Here is a 20,542-nt window from a genome sequence, read left to right as displayed (position 1 = left end):
TTCTCGCTCCTAAGCGATGAGTGCGGCGGCTCCCACCCTGAGGTGGGAGCCGTCGCGGCCTTTGACCACCTCGAGCTGGGCCGGGATCCGGTCGCGCAGGTCGGCCACGTGGCTGACCAGGCCGACCGCCCGGCCGCCGCTGCGCAGGCCGTCGAGCACGTCCATCACCTCGTCCAGGGTGTCCTGGTCGAGACTGCCGAAACCCTCGTCGACCAGCAGGGTCTCGATGGTGGCGCCGCCCGCCTCGGCCTGCACCACGTCGGCCAGGCCGAGGGCCAGGGCCAGGGAGGTGCAGAAGGTCTCGCCGCCGGAGAGGGTGCTCGGGTCGCGCTGCACGCCGGTCCAGCCGTCGATCACGGCCAGCCCCAGGCCGGACCGGGCGCCGCCGCGGGAGGGGCCGTCGGTGTGCACCAGGGAGTACCGGCCGCCGGACATCGCGGCCAGTCGCAGGGTGGCGGCCTGGGCCACCTGTTCCAGCCGGGCGGCCAGCACGTACGAGCTCAGGCGCATGCGCAGCTGGTTGTCGCCGCCGGTGCCCTCGATGCAGCGGGAGACCGCGTCGAGGGTGGCGAAGGAGGCCCGCAGGTCGGCGGTCTGCTTGGCGTGCTGCTCCAGCTCGATGGTCAGGTTGGTGAGGGCCTGGGCGGCCCGGGTGAGCAGGGTGTGGCGCTGCTGCGCGCTCTGGTGGGCGGTGCGGGCCTTCTGGAGGATCTCGTTCAGGGCCTCGGCCAGGGAGTCGAGGTCAGGCTCGGTCTCTTCGGGAGTGCTGGAACTGAGGACGTCGGTGGGCCCGTCGGTCCCGTCGGTTCCGGCTGCTGTGGTGGGCTCTTGGGTGGCTGGGCCGGGTTCGGGGGCGATCGGTACGAGCTCGGCCCAGAGGTCGAGCATGGGCTGGCCCGGATCGGCCTTGCGGGGCTTCTTGCGGCGGGGCTTGCGGGCGGCCTGCTTCTCCTTGGCCCGGCGGGCGGCGGCGGAGGCCTGTTCCTCGCGGCCGAGTTCTTCGAGCAGCGCCTCGACCCGGGCCCGCTGGGCGTCGTGGTCGGCGATGACCTGGGCCAGCTCGGCTCGGTCGGCCTCCGGTAGGGCGGCCGCAGCGGCTGCCTCACGGTCGGTGAAACCGGCTGCGGTGGCGGCGTTGTCGGCTGCACCGCGGGCCCGGGCCAGCCGGTCTCGCGCGATCTGGAGCGCGCGGTGGGCCTCTTCGTGCTCGGTGAGCGCCTCGACCGCGGCCGTAACCCGGGCATGACGGGACTGCACGTCGGCGCTGTCGCCGCGGGCCTGGTCGAGCCGTCCGCGCAGGTCCGATCGCCGGCTCTCCAGGGCGGCCAAGGCTTCCCGCCCGGCCGAGGCCGCATCGGTGGCGGCCTCCAGCCGGGCCCGGGCCGCTTCCAGGCGGGCGGCCAGACCGGCCACCTCGGCGTTGAGCTTCTGGGCCGAGGCTGCGGCCCGGTTGGCCTCGGACAGCCGGGACTGCGCGCCGGCCAGCTCGGCCATCGCTGCCTCGGCGTCGGCCCCGCCGGTGAGGGCGGTGAGGGCGGCCAGTTGCCGCCGCCCGGCCTCGACGGCCTGACGGGCCTGCTCACGGCGGGCCGAGGTCTGGGCCTCCTGATGGGCCGCGCGCTCCTGCTCCTCTTCGGTGACCGGACGCGCGCGGTGCTTGGCCCGGCGCGGGTGGTCGAGGCTGCCGCACACCGGGCACTCCTCGTCGCGCCCCAGCCCGGCCGCCAGTTCGGCGGCCATCCCGGCCAGACGCCGGGCCTGCAGTTCCTGCTGGGCGGCGACGGCGGCCTGGTGCACGTCGGTGACGGCACGCAGGGTGTCTTCCAGACTGGTCTGTTCTTCGGTGAGGCGCTGGGCCCGTAGTACCGCCTCGGCCACCCGCTTGGCCCGCTCCAGGTCGCGGTGGCGGTCTTCGGCGGCGGAGGCCAGCATCTCGCTCTCGCCCCGGGCCGCCAGCAGCTTCTCGGCCTGCTCGTTCAGCCGGGCGGCGGCCTTCTCGGCCTGCACCCGGGCGGCCTCGGTCTGCTGCAGCTGCTCCTGCGTGGCCAGGGCCTGCCGGTCGAGCCGGCGCAGTTCCAGGTCGGCGGGGAGAAGGGCGGTGAGGGCGGCCAGTTCCTGCCGCAGCCGGGTCAGTTCCTGCCGTAGCCGGGCCGGTTCGGCCTGGTCGGCCGGTTCGGCCTGGTGTGGGTGGCCCGGGCTGGTTCGGCCACCGCCGTCGTCGACCTGACCTTCCAGCCCGTGGTCGGCGAGGCGCCGCCGGGCCGACTCGACGCGGAATTCGGCGGTCTCGACCTCCACCGACGCCGCGTCGAGCTCGGCCAGCAACGGGAGCAGGACCGGGGCGTGCCCGGCGGCCTGAAGGCGGGCCTTACGGACCGCCTGCTCCGGTGACTGCGAGACCAGTAGACCATGTTCGGCCACCAGTTCGCGGCGTCGGTCGCGCAGCCGTACGGTCTCGGCCACGGATTCGTGCTCGGCGCGGGCCTTCTCGTGTGCGGCCTCGGCCTTCACCGCGGCGGTGTGGGCGGCGCGCAACTGGGCGTGGGCCTGGGTGGCCCACTCACGGACGAGGGCCGTGACCGCCTCGGTGTCGTCGAGATCCAGATCCTCGTGACCGCTGCCGGGGCCCTGGTCGGGCTGGTCGGACTGGTCGGATTGGCCGGGCTGGTCGGGGCGGGCCTCCTGGGCCCGGGCGAACAGCCGGGCCGTCCCGGCGCGGGCGGCCGCCACCGAACCGGCCCCCTCCCGGCGGCGTTCGCCCAGCCAGCTCTCCACCGCGGCGAAACGGTCGGTGCCGAAGAGCTTCTGCAACAGCGGCCGCCGCTCCTCGGCCGAAGCCCGCAGGAACGCCGCGAACTCGCCCTGGGGCAGCAGGATCAGCTTGGTGAACTGTTCCGGCCCGAGCCCGATCAGCTGCCCGATCAGGTCTCCCGCCTCGTCCATACGGTTCGTCCGGCCGACCCAGCCGTCGGCCACCCACTCACGCACCACCACGTGCGCCTGCTCGCGGGTGAAACCGGTGCCGCGCTTCTTCGGACGCTGCCACTCCGGTGAGCGGGTGACCTCCAGACGCCGCCCGGCCACGGTGAACTCGCACACCACCTCGGCCCGCACCGCCGGATCGGCGTGGTCGCTGCGGTAGCGGCCGGAGGCCCCCCGGCTGCCCGGGACCCGCCCGTAGAGGGCGAAGCAGAGCGCGTCGAGCACGCTGGTCTTGCCCGCGCCGGTGGGGCCGTGCAGCAGGAACAGGCCGGCGCCGCTGAGCTCGTCGAAGTCGATCTGCTGGTGCTCGGCGAACGGGCCGAAGGCGGTGATCTCGAGACGGTGCAGGCGCATCAGGCGCTCCGCCCGCGCCGGCCCGGCGCCTTGGGGCTCAGCAGCTGCTGCAGTTCGGCATCGCTCACCGGAGACTCGGCGGCCATCGCGGCCAGGTCGCGGTAGGCCGAACCGGGCGCCCCTTCCATGCTCTCGATCAGCGCCGCCTCCAGGGCCTGCTGCAGCAGCACCGTCTCGGCGGGGGAGGCGGTACGGCCGCGCACGTGCTCCAGGAAACTGCAGCAGACGTCCAGATCGGGCAGTCCGGCGATCTTCTCGGTGTAACCGGCCGCGCTGGCGCGGCCGGCCCGCTGCGGGTCGAGCCGCAGTTCGAGCAGGTGCGGGAAACGCCGGCGCAGCTGCTCCATCGGCTCGGCCGGGCGCTGCGGATCGGTGAGGGTGATCTGCACCCACTCCTGCTCGTGGGCGGCGAAGCGGGCCTCGGTGAGCAGTTCGGCGAGCTCGCCGCGCAACCGGCCCAGCCGCCGGGGCACCGGGGCGGGCACCGCCTCGACCCCGGCCAGCCCGTTCGCGTCGAGATCGACCAGCCAGCTGCCCTTGTGGTGATCGGCCTCGGAGAACGAGAAGGCCAGCGGGGAGCCGCTGTAGCGGGCCTGCCCGGCCAGTTTCTGCCGGCCGTGCAGGTGCCCGAGGGCCACGTAGTCGACGCCCTCGAACAGGGCCAGCGGCACCTGCCCGAGACCACCCACGGCCAGCTCTCTTTCGCTGTCCGAGGCGGCCCCGCCCATGACGAAGGCGTGGGCCGAGACCACCGAGCGCAGGCCTGGCCGCTCGGCCAGGTCGGCGCGCACCCGCTGCAGGGCCGCCCCGAGCACGCCGGCGTGACTGCGCTCGGCGCCCAGCACCCCGGCGGCCAGCGCGGGCTCGAGGTAGGGCAGCGGGTGGAAGGCCACCTCGCCGTGCTCGTCGGACAGCAGCACCGGCGTGCCCACCTGGGCCGGATCGGTGCGGATGTGCAGCCCGGCCGCACCCAGCAGGCGGGAGTTGAAGCCGAGCCGGCGGGCCGAGTCGTGATTGCCGCTGGACAGGATCACCTGGGACCCGGCTGACACCAGTCGGTGCAAGCCCTCGTCGAGCAGGGTGACCGCGTCGACCGCGGGCAGCGCCCGGTCGTAGATGTCGCCCGCCACCAGGACCACGTCGACCTTCTCGGCGCGCACCACCTCGGCCAGGTGGTCGAGGTGCGCGGCCTGTGCGGACAGCAGATCCACCCGGTGGAACGACCGGCCCAGGTGCCAGTCGGAGCTGTGAAGGATGCGCACGAGAGGACACGGTAGGCACCCCCACCGACAAAACCCTTATCGGCGCGCCGCGATCCGGGCAAAAGCGGAGTGTCCGGACAGGCCCGGTCTCACCCATCGGAAGCGGGAGCCGAGTTCCCAATCGTCCTAAAGTGATGTTCCGCCCGGCGCCTTCGTAGATCATCTCCCCTCGCCAGGGCCGCGAAGGTGTGGTTTGGTCGAGGTATGGGTGACGAGATCTCGGCGATCCGCTACTCGGCCGAGGAGCGGCAGCGCTACCGCGAGAAAGTCGACCTCTGCCTGGACGTCTTCGAGCGCCTGCTGGCCACCTGGCCGTTCGACGACGACCGCCCGATGACCGGGCTGGAGATGGAGCTCAACCTGGTCGGCCCGGACTTCCGGCCGACCCTGAGCAACGCCGCCGTGCTGGAGGGCATCGGCGACCCGAACTTCCAGACCGAGCTGGGCGCCTACAACATCGAACTCAACGTCGAGCCCTCGCCGCTGAGCGACCTGGCCGGCACCGAGACCCGGCTGCGCGAGGTGCTGAACAACGCCGAGCAGGCCGCCAACCGCAACGGTGCGCACATCGTCATGGTCGGCATCCTGCCCACCACGATGCCCGAGCACCTGAGCGACCCGGAGTGGATGACTCCCTCGCCGCGCTACAAGGCGCTGAACGACTCGATCCTGGCCGCCCGGGGCGAGAACCTGCACCTGGACATCCACGGGGTGGAGCGCCTGTCCACCTTCGCGAACTCGCTGGCGCCCGAGTCGGCCTGCACCAGCGTGCAGTTGCACGTGCAGGTGCAGCCCGAAGACTTCGCCCGGGCCTGGAACGCCGCGCAGATCCTGGCCGGCCCGCAACTGGCGGTCGGCGCCAACTCCCCGTTCTTCTTCGGCCGCCGGCTCTGGGCCGAGACCCGGATCGAGCTGTTCAAGCAGGCCACCGACACCCGCCCGCAGGAACTGCAGAACCAGGGGGTGCGCCCGCGGGTCTGGTTCGGCGAGAAGTGGATCTCCTCGATCTTCGACCTGTTCGCCGAGAACGGCTGGTACTTCCCCTCGCTGCTGCCGGAACTGAGCGAGGAGGACCCGGTGGCCGAGCTGGACGCGGGCCGCGCGCCCACGCTCCAGGAGCTGCGGCTGCACAACGGCACGGTCTACCGCTGGAACCGGCCGATCTACGCGGTGGTCGACGGTGAGCCGCACGTACGGGTGGAGAACCGGGTACTGCCGGCCGGGCCCACGGTGGTCGACACGGTGGCCAACGCGGCGTTCTTCCACGGGGCACTGCGCTCGCTGATGGACGACGGGCGGCCCGCCTGGTCCAAGATGTCCTTCGCGGCGGCCGAGGAGAACTTCCTGGCGTGCGCGAAAGACGGTCTGGACGCCACGGTGTACTCGCCGCAGCTGGGCCAGACCGGGGTGGACGAGCTGGTGCTGCGCCGGTTGCTGCCGATGGCGGCCGAGGGGCTCCAGTCCGCCGGGGTGCCCGCCGAGGATGTGGATCGGTACCTGGGCATCGTCGAGGGGCGGGTCAAGTCCGGCCGCAACGGCGCGTCCTGGCAGGTGGCGGCGGTGGAGCGGCTCGAGCACGGCACGTCCGGGCGCTCAGGCATGGAACGGGCCGAGGCCCTGCGCCGGATGGTGGAGCAGTACTGCGAGGGCATGCATGCGAACGAACCGGTGCACACTTGGGCGCTGCCGTAGATCGTTCGCTGGGAGAACACCGCATTGAAGACGCCGACGCGCTGGTTCGAGGGCACGACACCACCGGCCCGGTGGTCGGGTAAGGCACTGCACCGGCTGCGCCGGGTGCGGGAGCTGTCGGCACCGCTGTGGGGGAGTTTCGTCGTGGACGACCGGGATCCGCAGGGCCTGAACGGCGTCGTGGACGACAACGGCCACGAGAACGGCATCCCCCGCCGGACCCGGCACCGCAACGTGGAGGACGTGATCGGCGACTGCGCGGTCTACGAGACCGGACTGCGCAGCAGCACCCGGTTGCCGATGCAGCAGGCCGCGCAGGCGGCCCGGCGCACCAACGGGTTCGTCTGGATCGGACTGCAGAACCCCTCGGCCGAGGACGTGCAGCACGTCGCCGGCGAGTTCCGGCTGCCCCCGCTGGCGGTGGAGGACGCGATCAACGCCCTCCAGCGGCCCAAGCTGGAGGTGTACGAGGACGAGAAGGTCTCGTTCATGGTGCTGCGGCCGGTGCGCTACGTGGACAGCGAGGAGATCGTCGAGGTCGAGGAGATCGCGCTGTTCGTCGGCGAGCACTTCCTGGTCTCGGTGCGGCACGGGCAGACCGACGTGCTCAGCCGGGTGCGGCGCGAACTGGACGCCGGCCGGCTGGAGGCCAGCGAGCGCGGCCCGATCGCCGTGCTGCACCGGGTGGCCGACCTGATCGTGGACGAGTACGAGGTGGTCGCCGCCTCGATCGACGACGACATCGGGCAGATCGAGCAGCAGGTGTTCGGCCTACGGGAGGGCGACCACACCGAGCGGATCTACAAGCTCAAACGCGAGGTGCTGGAGTTCCGCCGGGCGGTGCTGCCGCTCGGGGAGCCGATGTTCAAGCTGATGACCGGCGGGGTGCCGGGGTCGGACAAGAGCGCGCGCAAGTACTTCCGCGACGTGCACGACCACATCATGCGGGTGACCGACGAGATCGAGCGGCAGGACAGCCTGCTCTCGGACGTGCTGCAGGCCAACGTGGCCCGGCTCTCGGTGACCCAGAACGAGGTGGCCATGCGGCAGAACAACGACATGCGCAAGATCTCCGCCTGGGCGGCGATCGGGCTGGTGCCGACCGCGATCGCCGGGGTCTACGGGATGAACTTCGAGCACATGCCGGAGCTGGGCTGGAAGTACGGTTACGCCTACGCGCTGACGCTGATCGTCTCGATCAGCGTCGGGCTGTGGGCGCTGTTCAAGCGCAACGACTGGCTGTGAGCTTCGTCCCGCCCGCTGATCCACCGGTAACCTGCACCAATCCGCCGCCCCGGTCGGCGCCGAACTTGCGCCGACCTCGCAGGAGAACGGCCGTGGAAGGGCAGTGCGCAGATGGTGGGACGGCGAGAGCCCGTACCGGTCCCGGCCCGCGGGCCGGACGCCGCGGAGACGACCGAGGTGCTCCTGGGCCGGGTCGGCCGGGGCGACGAGGCGGCCTTCGAGCAGGTCTACGCCCGGGTCGCGGACGTGGTCTTCGGCCTGGCCCGGTCGGTGCTGCGGGATCCGCACCAGGCCGAGGAAGTGGCCCAGGAGGTGCTGCTGGAGATCTGGCGCAGCGCCGCCCGCTTCGACGCGGCCCGGGGGAGCGCGCGGGCCTGGGTGGCCACGCTGACCCACCGCCGCGCGGTCGACCGGGTGCGCAGCTCGCAGGCCTCCCGTAACCGCGACCAGGCGGTGGCCGCGCGCAGCAACGAGCGTGAGTACGACGAAGTGGTGGAGAAGGTGGAACGCCGCCTGGAGGCCGAGCGGGTGCGGCACTGCCTGGACGGGCTGACCCCGCGTCAGCGCGAGACGGTCACGCTGGCCTACTACGGCGGGCGCAGCTACTCCGACGTGGCCGACGTGATGGAACTGCCGCTCGGCACGGTGAAGACCAGGATGCGGGACGGATTGATCCGCCTGCGCGACTGCCTGGGGGTGGGTTCGGATGCCTGACCTGCACGATCTTTCTGCGGCCTATGCGCTGGACGCGCTCGACGAGGTCGAGCAGCGGCGGTTCGAGCACCATCTGCGCGAGTGCCCGGCCTGCGCGGCCGAGGTACGCGACTTCTCCGAGGCAGCGGCCTCCCTGGCCGACCGGGTCTCCCAGCCCGCCCCGCACGGCCTGCACCAGCGGGTGATGGCCGAGGTGTCGCGGACCCGTCAGCTGCCGGCCCGGTCTTCCCGCGTGGTGCGGCGCCCGTCGTGGCGGCAGGCGCTCACCGGCGCCGCAGCCGCCCTGCTGATCGCCGCCGGGGCCACCCTCGGGGGAGTCGCCTGGCAGCAGCACCAGGCCGCCGAAGACGCGCGCAACCTGGCCGACGGCATGGCCCGGGTGCTGACCTCGCCCGAGCGGGTGGAGGTCGACCACACCGTCACCGGTGGTGGCACCGCCACCATGGTGATGGCCGAGGGCGACGCGGTGCTGGCCGCCACCGGGGTACCGGACGCGCCGCACGGGCACGGCTACCAGATGTGGGTGATCGGGTCCGACGGCCAGGTGACGTCCGGCGGGATGCTGAAGCTGGAGAACGGCGACGGGTCGGCCTTCATGAGCGACATCCCCACCGACGCCCAGCTCGCGGTCTCGGTCGAGCCCGAGGGCGGCTCGAAGCAGCCCACCACACCGGCGGTGGTCCGCCTGGCGGCGACCTGACGGCCTTCCTCGGGTGATCGGACGAGCAGCGCACCGGGTGTGTTGCTCGCCGGCGCCCGGCGCCGGGGCGGGGATCCTGGTTCATCGGAAACCCGCTCCCCGCCGGGCGTTTACTAGGGAAGGCTTTGCCTGAGATGAACCCGTCGATCCGCCGTACGCTCGCCGCCGGGGCCGCTGTCGCGGCCACCCTCGCCCTGGCGGCGTGCAGCAGCGACAGTGACGAGGGCAGCGAGACCACGCCGAGTGCCTCCCGCACCACCGCCGCCGCCAACCAGTCGGTGGAGATGGCCAACCTGGTCGGCCCGGGCTGTTCCGCCTACGCCACCCAGGTGCCCACCGGCAAGGGCTCGGTCGAGGCGATGGCCAACGACCCGGTGGCCACCGCGGCCTCCAACAACCCGATGCTGAAGCAGCTCACCGCCGCGGTGTCGGGCAAGCTGAACAAGAAGGTCGACCTGGTCGACACCCTGAACGGCAACGAGTACACGGTCTTCGCCCCGGTCGACACCGCCTTCGCCGCAGTCCCGGCCAAGCGCCTGAGCCGGCTGAAGAAGGACGACCAGGCGCTGGTGGCCACCCTCACCTACCACGTGGTGGCCGGGGAACTGGCGCCCGGCAAGGTGGTCGGCGAACAGGTGACCGTTCAGGGCGGCAAGGTGAAGGTGTCCGGCTCGGGCAACGAGCTCAAGGTCAACGACGCGAACGTGGTCTGCGGCGGGATCAAGACCGCCAACGCCACCGTGTACCTGATCGACAAGGTGCTCGACCCGGCCAAGGCCTGAGCCTCCTGGTCACCGGTTGCTGCTAACGGGTGATTGCCCGGCGGGCCGGATCGGCACGGGCGGTGACCGGCGCACACTGGACCGGGCAGGTGCTGGCTGGGTCGAGGGTGGGAGTTGCAGATGGCGTCGGTCGCCGCGGGCAGCAGGCTGGTGGTGCGCTCGGGCGAGGTCGGCGTGACGTTGCGGGTACTGCGCGGCGTCGACGTGGGCCGAGCGGGCTGGGCCGTGCCGGTGCTGGCCGATCTGGAACACCTGAAAAGCCTGGTGGACGCCGGTCTGCGGGTGGTGGTGGAGATCCCGGCGGAAGACGGGCCGCTTCGCGTGGAGGCCGAACTCGTCGTCACCGAGGCCGATCTGACGTTGCGCGCACCGCGCGCCAGGCCCACCCGGGCGATCCGGGCGGCCGCGCTGACCGACCAACGACGCGAGAACGTCCGTGGGCCCGTGCAGTTGGAGTTCCGCGGCACCCTGATGCAGAGGCCGCCGACCACTCCCCGCGGCCGTCGGCGCAGCCCCGGCTACCTGGCCGCGCTGGGGCCGGGCGACGGCGCCCAGGCCGACCTGGTCGGCACCACCACCTCGGTCTCGGCCGGCGGAGTCTGCGTCGACCTGGAGCAGGGCCGGCCGCTGGCCGAAGGGCTCACCCTGTACGGCGAGATCACCCTGCCCAACGGCGATCTGGTGCCGGCCCTGCTCCTGGTGGTGGAGCAGACGCCACAGGGGTTCCGGGCCGAGTTCACCGACATCTCACCGATCGACTCCGAGCGCCTGGTGCGGTTGGTGTTCGACCGCGAGCGCAGCGGTCTGGCCAAGCGGGGTTGAGAAATGTCCCCGGACCTGCCGCGCGAGTCCGAGAGCTGGCTGGCTAGCCTGAGGCAATGAATCAGGTGGTGGCGGAAGCCCTTGCGCTGTGTGGTGTGATCGACGGGCACAACGACCTGCCCTGGGCCAGTCGCGAGGAACGTGGCTACGGCACGGACGGTCTGGACAGCTCGGTCGCGGGTCTGCAGACCGACGTCCCGCGGCTGCGGGCCGGCGGGGTGCAGGGGCAGTTCTGGTCGGTCTACGTGCCCTCCGACCTGGAGGGGGCGGCCGCGGTGCAGGCCACGCTCGAGCAGATCGACTTCGTGTACCGGCTGGTGGGTGAGCACCCGCAGCACTTCGCCCTGGCCCGCACCGCCGCCGAGGTCGAGCAGGCCCAGGGCGAGGGGCGGATCGCCTCGCTCCTCGGCGCCGAGGGCGGGCACTCGCTCAACGACTCTCCCGGCGTGCTGAGGATGTTCGCCCGGCTCGGGGTGCGCTACCTCACCCTCACCCACTTCGCCAACACCACCTGGGCCGACTCGGCCACCGACACCCCGGTGCACGGCGGGCTCAGCGAGCGCGGGGTGCAGTACGTACGCGAGATGAACCGGCTGGGCATGCTGGTCGACCTGTCGCACGTCTCGCACGCGACCATGCATCAGGCCTTGGACGTGTCCACCGCGCCGGTCATCTTCTCGCACTCCTCCTGCACTGCGCTCTCTTCCAGCGTGCGCAACGTCCCCGACGACGTCATCGCCCGTCTCCCCGAGAACGGCGGCGTGCAGATGGTCTCGTTCGTCTCGTCGTTCCTCTCGCAGGAGGCGGCAGACTGGTGGTACACCGACCGGAGCAGCCCAGAACCCCTGCCCACCATCGAACAGGCCGCTGACCACGTCGAACATGTCCGCTCCGTCGCCGGATTGGCGCACGTGGGTCTGGGCGGCGACTATGACGGCGCGCCCACGTTCCCGGCTGGGATGGAAGACGTGTCAGGCTATCCGAAGCTCCTGGAAGAGCTGGCGCGTCGGGGCTGGACCGCATCAGACCTGGCAGACCTGTGCGGACGCAACGTTTTACGGGTGTTGAGGCAGACCGACGAAGCGTTCTTGTCGGCTTCCGGCGGGCGTTTCCTCTGATTGTCTAATTGAGGACGCCCGCCACCACCGTGGCCTGGACGCTCGCCTCGAGCAGTGCGTCGGGTTCACAGAAGAGCGGGTTCACGTCGAGGGTCACGAGATCGGCTGGGCCGCCGCGGAACAGGTGGGTGGCCGAGCCGGTGACCGCGGCGGCACCCGAGGTGAACAGGGCCAGGGCCTCGGCGGCGTCGACGGCCTGCTCGGGGCCGAGAGCCTCGGCCCGGTCACGAACCCGGCGAGTGCGGGCCTGCCACATGCCGAACAGCGGGGACATCGGCGGGCCCGGCCCGTCGCTGCCGCCGCCGACCAGCACGTTGGCGTCCAGCCAGGCGCGCAGCGGGTTGGCCGCGGCGGCCTCGGCCTCTCCGAGCCGGTCGATCAGCGCGGTGCCGAAGCTCCACTGCAGCGCCGGATGGGCCGAGACCGCCACGCCGAGACGGGCGGCCCGCTCCAGCGCGGCCCGGCCCGGGGAGAGATAGCCGTGGATGATGTGAAAACCGGTGCCGCGGTAAGGCTGATCGCCGGTCCAGTTCAGTACCTCGAGGGTGTCCAGCACCGCGTCGATCGCGGCGTCGCCCACGGCGTGCACCCCCACCCCGCGCCCGTTCACCTCCGCCGCGCAGTGCGCCCGCAGCGTTTCCAGCGTGATGCTCTGATTGCCGTGGTAGCCGTCGGTTCCGGGCCACGGGGTGGAACGCCAGGCCGTACCCAGCGAACCCCCGCCGTCCAGGAACAGCTTGGTCGGACCGATCCGCAGCCATTCTTGATCGAACGCATCCAGGTTCTTGATCGCATCGGCAATCTTGTCAGGGCCGATCGCGTCGTCACCCCGCGGCATCACCACCGCCCGCTGCCGAAGCCGGTTGTTGCGGGCCGCGGCCACCCAGGCCGGGAGTTCGGCCAGGCTGACCGCCGGATCCATCGCCGTGGTGATGCCCAGACTGAGGAGCTCGGCCTGCCCTAATTCGATCCAGCGCTGCCGGGTGGCCAGATCCGGCTCGGGCTGAACCTTCCGGGCCAGATCGACGGCCGGATGCTCGATCAGCAGCCCGGTCGGCGAGCCGTCGGCGTCCCGCTCGATCCGCCCGCCAGGTGGGTCAGCCGTGGTTGCGTCGATCCCGGCTGCCTGTAGCACCGCAGTACTGACGATCGCGTCGTGCCCCTTGCGGTCGAGCACCACGTGACGCCCGGGGCAGGCCCGGTCGAGGTCGTGGCGGTCAGGCAGGCGCCGCTCGCTCAGGTCGATGGCTTCGAACTCGGCATCCGCCTCGATCCAGCCCGCATGCTGCTGACCGTATTCACTGAGGCGCTGGCCGATTTCAGCAACACTGCGGACGCCGGTCAGATCGCACCGATCGGCCCGCCGCCCGGCCCAGAGCACATGCACATGACTGTCGGTGAAGCCGGGTACCGTTGTTCCCGGAAGGTCGACTTCGCTCACCCGGCCACCCAGATCGGCCCGAACCCAGCCGGGGGAGCCCCAGTTCACGATCCGGCCGTCGCGCAGGCCGATGGCCTCGACCACGGGAGGGATGCCACTGGCGAGCGGGGCGAGGGTGTGGATCGTGCCGGTGATGAGGGTGTCAGGCATGGGGTCCACTCATGGCCGAGGGGCGGTCCGGATCAGGGCTCGGTACTCGCCGTTTGATGTGTTGGGTTGTGGGTGGGCCGTGTTGATGTGCGGGAGCGGCGGTGTCGGTGTCGGGTGGGCAGTCTGGTGCGGGCCGCTGTGATGGTGTGGGCGGCTCTGGTGGCGCGGTGCTTCTTGGGTTCGGGCCGGAGGTGATCTGGACGGCGGCGCGATCGGGTCTGCGATGGCGGGACGGTGGTTTGGTGGTGAGTGGAGCCGTGGCAGTTATCGGTGTTCCCGGCGAGGCGGGCCTCAGTTCGCGGTGAAGACGGCACCCAGTCCGTCTGCGCGCGGGTCGGCTGCGGCCAAGAGTTTTCCTGCCTTCGACTGACTCGGTTGGGCCGGCTCAGCCTCCCTACCGGGTTGGGTTTGGCTACCCGGTTCGGCGTGGCTATCCGGTCCCGTCTGGCCGCCGGGGCGTGGCACCGCATCCAGCGCCCCATCCAGCGCCGCATTCAGCGCCCCGTCCGGCGCCGCGTCCAGCGCCGCGTCCAGCAGGGTGTCCGGTCGGGGGCGCCGATCCAGTCTGCAGGCCTGGACGTGGCCGGCGTCGTCGCGCTTGGTCTCTGAGGTCACCACGTCGAGCCCCAGGCTGTCGGCGGCTGCCTCCAGGGCGTCTGCTGTGGGCACCCCAGGCTCCAGGAGCAGGGTGGGGCGGGGCATGTCGATGTCCCGGGAGCCGATGACCCACCTCGGGCGGTCGAGTACGGCCCGTAGGTCCGGCGCCACCATCGCGTCCTCGGCCACCTGCGACAGGATCCACGCCTGGGCCCGGCCGCCCTGACAGCCCAGCGAGAGCACGCTCTCGTCCGACACTGCGATCACCGGGCACAGCGTGTGCGGTGGGCGGGCTCCGGGCCGGACCCGGCCGGGGTGGTCCGGGTCGATGCTGAAGGCCGAGCCGCGGTTGTGGAACACGATGCCGGTGCCCGGGTCGAGCAGGCCGGAGCCGAAGGTCTGGAACACGCTCTGGATCAGCGTGACCGCGCTGCCGTCCTCGGCCACGGCGGTCACGGCGACCGTGTCCCCGGCCGGTTTCGGGCCGGTGGGAAGAGCCTCGACCGACCGGGAGGCTGCTCCGAGCAACCCAGCCACATCGATCGGGCCCATGGCCGGATCGCCGAGGAGAGCGTCCCTACGTAGTTCTGCCTCGCGTGCGGCGGCCAGTCGTTCTGCGGGGGCAGCCGCGAGCACTGCCAGCAGAGCCGCCCCCTGACTGGGTGGGGGAGCGACTGACCAGACCACCCCGTCCTTAGTTGTTGAAAGTGGTTCGCAGACCTCGGGTTCGTGCGCCGCCAGATCGGATGCCCGCAGGGGGCTGCCGAACTTCTCCAGGGCCGCGGCTACGCGTTGCGACAGAGGTCCGGTGTAGAACGACTTCCAGTCTCCGGCGACTTCGGTGAGCGTGGCGGCCAGAACCGGCTGCCGCAGCGTCGCGCCGACGGGGAGCGGTTCGCCCGCCTCGTCGAGTACCAGCGCCGACAGGCCGGGATCCTGGCGGACCACGGCGAGGCGGTCGTGTGTACCCCGAGCCAGGCCGGGGCTCACGGCCACGCCGTCGCGGGCAAGCCCGATCGCGGGCTGGAGCAGATCGCCCAGCGGCAGGCGGGCGCCCAGTTCGGCCAGTCGGGCCCAGCCCGCCACCACGCCCGGAACGGTGATGGCCAGTGGCCCACCGGGCGGCATCCGGTCCAGCCCGGCAACCGCCGTCACGTCGAATCCGGCGGCTGCCGCCCCGGCCGAGAGCACGGCGCGGACCTCGCCGTCGGGGGAGCGGAAGAGCGCGATCAGGTCACCGCCGATCGAGCACTGGTGCGGGTAGGCCACGGTCAGGGCGGCAGCGGCGGCGATCGCCGCGTCTACCGCCCCACCCCCCTTGCTCACCACGGCCTCGGCGGCGGTGACCGCGTCGGAGTGGGGGGCCGCGATCGCTACACCAGTCATCTCGGTTTCCTTACCTCAGCGCTCGATCAGGATGGCCCGGGTGAACGAGCCGTCGGCGTCGACCAGCTTGGCCGGCAGACACACCAACTCGTACTCCCCGGGGGCCACCTCGTCCAGGTCGGCGTTCTCCAGGATCAGCACGTTCGCGTTGAGCAGCACGTGGTGGGAGTCCCAGGTGTCGGTGCGGGTGTGGTGCTCCAGGGTCATGTAGTCGGTGCCGATCAGCTCGACCTCGTTGGCCACCAGCCACTTGGCCGCCTCCGGGCCCACGCCCACCCAGGTCTCGGCGCGCTCGGTCTGCTTGAGCGGGCCGGCCGAGTTGGTGGTCTTCAGCAGGACGCGCTTGTGCCCGGCCACCCCGGCGGCCTCCAAGTGCTCGGGCAGCACCTCGCCTTCCACGTGCGTCAGGTCCGCCACGATGCACGGGCCCACCAGGGAGTAGAGCGAGACCTTGTCGATCGGGGTGGCACCGTCGACGAAGTGCGCGGGCGCGTCCACGTGGGTGCCGGTGTGAGCGCCGATGCGCCAGCGAGTCACGTTGCTGGCGTCGCCGTTCGCCACCGACTCGACCACCTCGACCTCGGGCTTGCGGCCCCAGTGCAGCATCTTCGGGTGGATGGGCAGGGTGATGTCGTAGATCTTCATGCGGGTTCCTTCCTAGACGCTGGGGCGGTGCGTGGGGTCGGGCCAGGACTCGGCCACGGCCTTGGCCACCGCCTCGGCGGTGGTGCGTACGCACCGTTCGAACTCGGTCTTGCCATGGTCGGGGTCGGCCTCGGCCACCTCGCGGCCCCACACGCCGGTGTCGCTGACCTGGTCCATCCGGTAGTCCCAGAACGAGTCCACGTCCACGTGGGAAGTGGCCCTCTCCATGTGCACCAGTTCGGGGTGCAGGTGCAGCATCACCGAGGTCTCGAAGAAGTTGGCGTGCATCAGGCCCCGGCCGAACTGCACCCGGCCGTTCACTTCGGGGCCGGGGTACATGGTCACGTAGCCCAGCGCCCGCACCCGGGCGTCCTTGTGCCGCACCCGCAGCTTCTCAGCGGTCACGTCGAGCGAACCGTTGTTCCAGATGTGCCCGTTCAGCAGAACGAACTGTCGTACGCCCGAGGCGTACAGCGAGTCGATCAGGTCTTCCATCACCGCGATCAGCGTCTCGGGGCGCAGCGCCACCGTGCCGGGGAAGTCGCCGTGCGAACCGGAGACCCCGTAGGTGACCGGCGGGAGCACCGGGACGCCGGTGAGGGCCGAGACCCCCTCGGCCACGGCCTGGCAGATCAGCGTGTCCACGGCCAGGGGCAGGTGCGGGCCGTGTTGCTCGATCGCCCCCACCGGGATGATCACGGCGTCGGTGCGTTTCACCACCTCGCCGGCTTCCGGCCAGGTCTGTTGTTCCCAACGCACCGGGCTGCCAGTGCCACCCGAGCCACCCAAGTCGCTCACGAACGTCCTCCATTCACCATTTGCGTCTGCTCTTCTCCGGCAGGAGATCGAGCGCGGCGTAAGCCTTGATCTCTTCGCCCGCGGTCACCCAGACCCGCGCGTCGGGGCAGTAGTCGCTGATCAGTTCCCGGCACACCCCGCAGGGGGCGATGACTCGGAACCGGTCGGCGGGTTTGATCTGGACCGACACCACGGCCTCGATAGACAGCACGCCCGCGCCCACGGCCGTCCCCATGGCCACCCCCTCAGCGCAGATCGAACTACGTCGGCAGGAACCCTCCACGTGTACGCCGGTGTGGATGGCGCCGTCGCTCGTCCGCAAAGCCGTGGCGACTTCGTGGCGACCGTCCACCCAGACCCGGCCCAGGACGTCCTGGGCCCGTTCGAGCAGTTCGACGTCGGCCGCGGACATGGCCGAAGGGGCCACCAGGCGGGTGATCACAGACCGAGGATCTTCGCGAAGTTGCCGCCCTCGACCAGGGCCCGGTCGGCCTCGTCGGGGATCGCCTTGGCGATCTTCATCCGCTCCAGGTCGAAGTCCGAACCCGGCCACTCGCTGCCCAGCAGGATCTTCTCGGCGCCGAGCCGGGCGTAGGCCCGCTTCACGTCGCTCATCAGGGTGGCCGAGGTCTCCAGGTACACGTGCGGCTGGCGCTCGGCCACGATGATCGCCTCGGGCACGTTCCAGACCGCGCCCATGTGCGCGATGATCGTGGGCACGCCCGGGTGGTCCTTGGCGATCTCCTCGATCGCCAGCGGGGCGCAGAACGCGTCGTCGAGCGCGTTGATCAGCACCGGGAGGCCCAGCTCGGCGCACTTCTCGAAGACCGGGTCGAGCAGGCCGTGGTCGGCCACGTGGTAGCCGTGCATGCTCGGGTGCAGCTTCAGGCCCTTCAGGCCGGCCGCGGCGAACCGCTCGATCTCCTCCAGGGCGTTGTCGGCCTGGGGCATCACCTGGCCGAAACCGATGAACCGGTCGGGGAACTCGGCGACCATGCCGATCAGGAAGTCGTTCTCGATGCGCTGGGCCAGCGAGCACACCATCGCCATGTCCACCCCGGCGGCGTCCATCCGGGTCAGGATCCGCTGCGGGTCGAAGGGCACGTGGGCCGGGGGCTTCTCGCCCGGCCGGGCGCCGGTCAGGTAGTCGGAGCGGCCCCGGACGTCCTGGGTGGTGTTGTAGGCATCAATGATCACTGTGGGCGTGCTCCTTGCTGGTTTCCAGACCTGCTGTGGCTAGCGGAAAATGACAACGGACGCTTCGTCCCGGCTCGAGTTCCCGCAGCACCGGTTGCTCGGTGCGGCACAGGTCGGTGACCTTGGGGCAGCGGGTGGAGAACAGGCACCCGCTGGGCGGGTCGGCCGGGTCCGGCGGGTCGCCCGGCAACTGGGCCGGCCGGGATTCGGCCTTGGCCGTGACCCGGGGCACCGAGGCCAGCAGGGCACTGCTGTAGGGGTGCGCCGGGCCGGCGAAGAACGCGTCGCGCTCGGCGACCTCGATGATCTGCCCCAGGTACATCACCGCCACCCGGTCGGCCAGCTGCCGCACCGCGCCCAGGTCGTGCGAGATGAACAGGCAGGTCAGCCGGCTCTCCTCGGTCAGGTCGGCGAGCAGGTTGACCACCTGGGCCTGGATCGAGACGTCGAGGGCGGAGACCGGCTCGTCGGCCACCACGAACCGGGGCGAGGGGGCCAGGGCCCGGGCGATGGCGATGCGCTGTCGCTGACCGCCGGAGAACTCCCGCGGGCGGCGGTGCCCGGCCTCGCGGCCCAGGCCGACCAGGTCGAGCAGTTCGCCGGCGCGGTCCTCGGCCTCGGCGCGGGTGGCGCCGCGAGCCCGCATCACCGGCTCGGCGATGATGTCGACGATCTTCCGGCGCGGGTTGAGCGAGCCGAACGGGTCCTGGAAGATCATCTGCAGGTCGGCCCAGACCCGGCGCAGCGCGGCCCCGCGCAGGTGGGTGATGTCCAGCCCGAGGAAGTCGATCCGCCCGGCCTGGGGCTCGATCGCCCGCAGCACGGCCCGGCCGAGACTGGACTTTCCGCAGCCGGACTCGCCGACCAGGCCGAGGGTCTCACCCTCGGCGATCTCCAGGTCGACGTCGCGCACGGCCCGCACCCGGCGGCCGCCCGGGCGGGTGTACTCGACCCGCAGGCCGGTCAGCTTCAGCAGCGGGGTGCTCATGCCGCACCGGCCTTCCGGGCCTCGTCGTTGCGCAGGCAGGCGTCCAGGTGACCCGGTTCGCCGTGCCGCTGCTCCAGTTCCGGCCGCTGGGTGCAGCCGTCTTCGGCCTGCGGGCAACGCGGGGCGAAAGCGCAGCCCTCGGGCCGGTTCACACCGGTGAGCGGGCTGCCGGGGATGGCCCTGAGCCGCTTCGGCCGGGGGCCCTCGATCCGCGGCATGGAGTTGAGCAGACCGATCGTGTACGGGTGCTGCGGGTTGCCCAGCACCTCGTCGCGGGTGCCGATCTCGACGATCCGCCCCGCGTACATCACCGCGATCCGGTCGGCCACCTCGGCCACCACGCCCAGGTCGTGGGTGATCAGCACGATCGCGCTGCCGTGCTCGGACTGCATCCGCTTCAGCAGGGCCAGCACCTGGGCCTGGATGGTCACGTCGAGGGCGGTGGTGGGCTCGTCGGCGATCAGCACCCCCGGGTCGTTGGCCAGCGCGATGGCGATCATCACGCGCTGGCGCATGCCCCCGGAGAGCTGGTGCGGGTAGGCCCGGGCGCTCTGGGCCGGGTTGGCGATACCCACGTCCCGGAGCAGGTCCTCGGCCTTGCGGGCGGCGTCGGCCTTGCTGATGTCCTGGTGCTGCCGGATCATCTCGGCCACCTGCCGGCCCACCCGCTGCACCGGGTTCAGGGCGGCCAGCGCGTCCTGGAACACCACGGCGATACCGGCCCCGCGAATCTTCTGCAGCTGTCGGGTGTTCGCCGCGACCAGGTCGGTGCCCTGGTAGTCGGCGGTGCCCGAGATGTGGGTGCGTGGGCCGCGGTTGAGCCCGGTCAGGCCCATGGTCAGGGCGGACTTGCCCGAGCCGGACTCGCCGACCAGCGCCAGCAGTTCGCCGGCCTGCAGGTCGAGGCTCACCCCGTTCACCGCGGGCAGCCGGCCGGCCGGTACGTCGAACTCGACCCTGAGGTCGCGGATGCTGAGAACGGCGCTCACGAGAGCGCTTCCGCGGCCTCGTCGATCAGGTCGGCGACCCGGCCCGGGCTGACCTGCGGCACGAAGTGGCTGCCGTCCACGTCGTAGGTGGGGCCGCCGATCCGTGCCGCCATGTCGCGCTGGGTGTCCACCCGAAGGGTCTTGTCCTGGGCGGCGACCAGGTACCAGGCCGGCTTCGCCCGCCAGGCGGGGGAGGCGGACTTCTGCTCGAAGATCAGGTTGGAGCTCTTGCGGGACTCGCCGTCCCAGACCGTACGGCGCTCTTCCGGCAGGTCCCAGGCGATCTCCGCGTAGTACTCCGGCGTGCGTTGGGAGAACCACTCGCCGTTCGGCCCGCGGCCCATGTGCTTGCTCACCGGTGCTTCGGGATAGTTCACCAGGATGTCCTGGATCGACTCGCCCTCGTCCGGCGCCCAGGCCGCCACGTAGACCAGACCTTTGACCCTCGGGTGGTGGCCGGCTCCGGTGATCACCGCCCCGCCGTAGGAGTGGCCGACCAGAAGGACGTCTTCGGTGGTGTTTTCGTCGATCCACGCCGTGGTGGTGGCGATGTCGTCCTCAAGGGAGGTCATCGGATTGGTGACCGCCGTGACCGCGTGCCCACGTTCGTCCACCATTGGAAGCACCAGGGTCCAGGTGGTGGGGGTACCGCCGGCGCCGTGCACGAGAACGATTTCCAT

Annotated in this window: 18 protein-coding genes; 7 read left to right on the top strand and 11 right to left on the bottom strand. The window is 71.5% G+C overall.

From position 1 onward, the window contains the following. Positions 1–9 precede the first annotated feature (9 nt). Together QSK18_RS27045 and QSK18_RS27040 are read right to left on the bottom strand one after the other, a co-directional pair. Positions 10–3,336, bottom strand: coding sequence for an AAA family ATPase (locus tag QSK18_RS27045; protein ID WP_285624776.1), 3,327 nt, complete (start codon positions 3,334–3,336; stop codon positions 10–12). Further along, positions 3,336–4,598 carry an exonuclease SbcCD subunit D gene (locus QSK18_RS27040; protein ID WP_285624774.1) on the bottom strand — a complete coding sequence of 421 codons (1,263 nt, stop codon included), beginning with the start codon at positions 4,596–4,598 and terminating at the stop codon, positions 3,336–3,338. The genes QSK18_RS27045 and QSK18_RS27040 overlap by 1 nt, the downstream gene beginning before the upstream one ends. 204 nt (positions 4,599–4,802) lie before the next feature. Here QSK18_RS27040 and QSK18_RS27035 point away from each other — a divergent pair, with 204 nt between their 5' ends. From QSK18_RS27035 to QSK18_RS27005, 7 genes are all read left to right on the top strand, one after another. Continuing rightward, positions 4,803–6,290, top strand: coding sequence for a glutamate-cysteine ligase family protein (locus QSK18_RS27035; protein WP_232814071.1), 1,488 nt, complete (start codon positions 4,803–4,805; stop codon positions 6,288–6,290). A 24-nt stretch (positions 6,291–6,314) separates the two neighbouring features. After that, positions 6,315–7,535, top strand: a complete 1,221-nt coding sequence (locus QSK18_RS27030; protein WP_232814070.1) for a magnesium and cobalt transport protein CorA — start codon at positions 6,315–6,317, stop codon at positions 7,533–7,535. Between the two features lie 111 nt (positions 7,536–7,646). Beyond that, the gene (sigK, locus tag QSK18_RS27025) at positions 7,647–8,249 is read left to right on the top strand and encodes an ECF RNA polymerase sigma factor SigK (protein WP_232814069.1); all 603 of its coding nucleotides are present in this window, start codon (positions 7,647–7,649) and stop codon (positions 8,247–8,249) included. Then, positions 8,242–8,949, top strand: a complete 708-nt coding sequence (locus tag QSK18_RS27020; RefSeq protein ID WP_232814068.1) for an anti-sigma factor — start codon at positions 8,242–8,244, stop codon at positions 8,947–8,949. The genes sigK and QSK18_RS27020 overlap by 8 nt, the downstream gene beginning before the upstream one ends. A 134-nt stretch (positions 8,950–9,083) precedes the next feature. Further along, positions 9,084–9,731, top strand: coding sequence for a fasciclin domain-containing protein (locus QSK18_RS27015; RefSeq protein ID WP_232814067.1), 648 nt, complete (start codon positions 9,084–9,086; stop codon positions 9,729–9,731). 120 nt (positions 9,732–9,851) lie between these two features. Then, positions 9,852–10,553, top strand: a complete 702-nt coding sequence (locus QSK18_RS27010) for a PilZ domain-containing protein (RefSeq protein WP_232814066.1) — start codon at positions 9,852–9,854, stop codon at positions 10,551–10,553. 56 nt (positions 10,554–10,609) lie between these two features. After that, the gene (locus tag QSK18_RS27005; RefSeq protein WP_232814065.1) at positions 10,610–11,671 is read left to right on the top strand and encodes a dipeptidase; all 1,062 of its coding nucleotides are present in this window, start codon (positions 10,610–10,612) and stop codon (positions 11,669–11,671) included. A gap of 4 nt (positions 11,672–11,675) precedes the next feature. Here the strand turns inward: QSK18_RS27005 and QSK18_RS27000 are convergent, their stop codons facing one another. The 9 genes from QSK18_RS27000 to QSK18_RS26960 all read right to left on the bottom strand — a co-directional run bounded on the left by QSK18_RS27000 (position 11,676) and on the right by QSK18_RS26960 (position 20,542). Continuing rightward, positions 11,676–13,262, bottom strand: coding sequence for an amidohydrolase (locus tag QSK18_RS27000; RefSeq protein ID WP_285624763.1), 1,587 nt, complete (start codon positions 13,260–13,262; stop codon positions 11,676–11,678). Between the two features lie 291 nt (positions 13,263–13,553). After that, positions 13,554–15,245 carry a gamma-glutamyltransferase gene (locus QSK18_RS26995; protein ID WP_285624760.1) on the bottom strand — a complete coding sequence of 564 codons (1,692 nt, stop codon included), beginning with the start codon at positions 15,243–15,245 and terminating at the stop codon, positions 13,554–13,556. A gap of 15 nt (positions 15,246–15,260) precedes the next feature. After that, the gene (locus QSK18_RS26990; protein WP_232814062.1) at positions 15,261–15,890 is read right to left on the bottom strand and encodes a cyclase family protein; all 630 of its coding nucleotides are present in this window, start codon (positions 15,888–15,890) and stop codon (positions 15,261–15,263) included. A gap of 12 nt (positions 15,891–15,902) precedes the next feature. After that, positions 15,903–16,688 (bottom strand): creatininase family protein, encoded by a 786-nt coding sequence (locus tag QSK18_RS26985; RefSeq protein WP_232814061.1) that lies wholly within the window; start codon positions 16,686–16,688, stop codon positions 15,903–15,905. Between the two features lie 13 nt (positions 16,689–16,701). Further along, positions 16,702–17,130: a cytidine/deoxycytidylate deaminase family protein gene (locus tag QSK18_RS26980; RefSeq protein ID WP_232814060.1), complete on the bottom strand. Its 429-nt coding sequence runs from the start codon at positions 17,128–17,130 to the stop codon at positions 16,702–16,704. Further along, positions 17,127–17,885, bottom strand: a complete 759-nt coding sequence (locus tag QSK18_RS26975; RefSeq protein ID WP_232814059.1) for an amidohydrolase family protein — start codon at positions 17,883–17,885, stop codon at positions 17,127–17,129. Before QSK18_RS26975 ends, QSK18_RS26980 begins: the two co-directional genes overlap by 4 nt. Beyond that, positions 17,875–18,873, bottom strand: a complete 999-nt coding sequence (locus QSK18_RS26970) for an ABC transporter ATP-binding protein (protein WP_285624752.1) — start codon at positions 18,871–18,873, stop codon at positions 17,875–17,877. The genes QSK18_RS26975 and QSK18_RS26970 overlap by 11 nt, the downstream gene beginning before the upstream one ends. After that, positions 18,870–19,862: an ABC transporter ATP-binding protein gene (locus QSK18_RS26965; RefSeq protein ID WP_285624749.1), complete on the bottom strand. Its 993-nt coding sequence runs from the start codon at positions 19,860–19,862 to the stop codon at positions 18,870–18,872. Before QSK18_RS26965 ends, QSK18_RS26970 begins: the two co-directional genes overlap by 4 nt. Continuing rightward, positions 19,859–20,542, bottom strand: coding sequence for an alpha/beta fold hydrolase (locus tag QSK18_RS26960; protein ID WP_285624746.1), 684 nt, complete (start codon positions 20,540–20,542; stop codon positions 19,859–19,861). Before QSK18_RS26960 ends, QSK18_RS26965 begins: the two co-directional genes overlap by 4 nt.

Origin of the sequence: Kineosporia sp. NBRC 101677, from assembly GCF_030269265.1 — a bacterium.
In the GTDB taxonomy this organism is placed as follows: domain Bacteria; phylum Actinomycetota; class Actinomycetes; order Actinomycetales; family Kineosporiaceae; genus Kineosporia; species Kineosporia rhizophila.
The sequence above is the reverse complement of the archived record's forward strand: the minus strand, read 5'-3'. Positions and strand labels throughout refer to the sequence as shown.

Coding starts and splice junctions, on each gene's coding strand:
- QSK18_RS27045 (WP_285624776.1), bottom strand. CDS start 3,336: ATGCGCCTGCACCGTCTCGAGATCACCGCCTTCGGCCCGTTCGCCGAG.
- QSK18_RS27035 (WP_232814071.1), top strand. CDS start 4,803: ATGGGTGACGAGATCTCGGCGATCCGCTACTCGGCCGAGGAGCGGCAG.
- sigK (WP_232814069.1), top strand. CDS start 7,647: ATGGTGGGACGGCGAGAGCCCGTACCGGTCCCGGCCCGCGGGCCGGAC.
- QSK18_RS27020 (WP_232814068.1), top strand. CDS start 8,242: ATGCCTGACCTGCACGATCTTTCTGCGGCCTATGCGCTGGACGCGCTC.
- QSK18_RS27015 (WP_232814067.1), top strand. CDS start 9,084: ATGAACCCGTCGATCCGCCGTACGCTCGCCGCCGGGGCCGCTGTCGCG.
- QSK18_RS27010 (WP_232814066.1), top strand. CDS start 9,852: ATGGCGTCGGTCGCCGCGGGCAGCAGGCTGGTGGTGCGCTCGGGCGAG.
- QSK18_RS27005 (WP_232814065.1), top strand. CDS start 10,610: ATGAATCAGGTGGTGGCGGAAGCCCTTGCGCTGTGTGGTGTGATCGAC.
- QSK18_RS27000 (WP_285624763.1), bottom strand. CDS start 13,262: ATGCCTGACACCCTCATCACCGGCACGATCCACACCCTCGCCCCGCTC.
- QSK18_RS26995 (WP_285624760.1), bottom strand. CDS start 15,245: ATGACTGGTGTAGCGATCGCGGCCCCCCACTCCGACGCGGTCACCGCC.
- QSK18_RS26990 (WP_232814062.1), bottom strand. CDS start 15,890: ATGAAGATCTACGACATCACCCTGCCCATCCACCCGAAGATGCTGCAC.
- QSK18_RS26970 (WP_285624752.1), bottom strand. CDS start 18,873: ATGAGCACCCCGCTGCTGAAGCTGACCGGCCTGCGGGTCGAGTACACC.
- QSK18_RS26960 (WP_285624746.1), bottom strand. CDS start 20,542: ATGGAAATCGTTCTCGTGCACGGCGCCGGCGGTACCCCCACCACCTGG.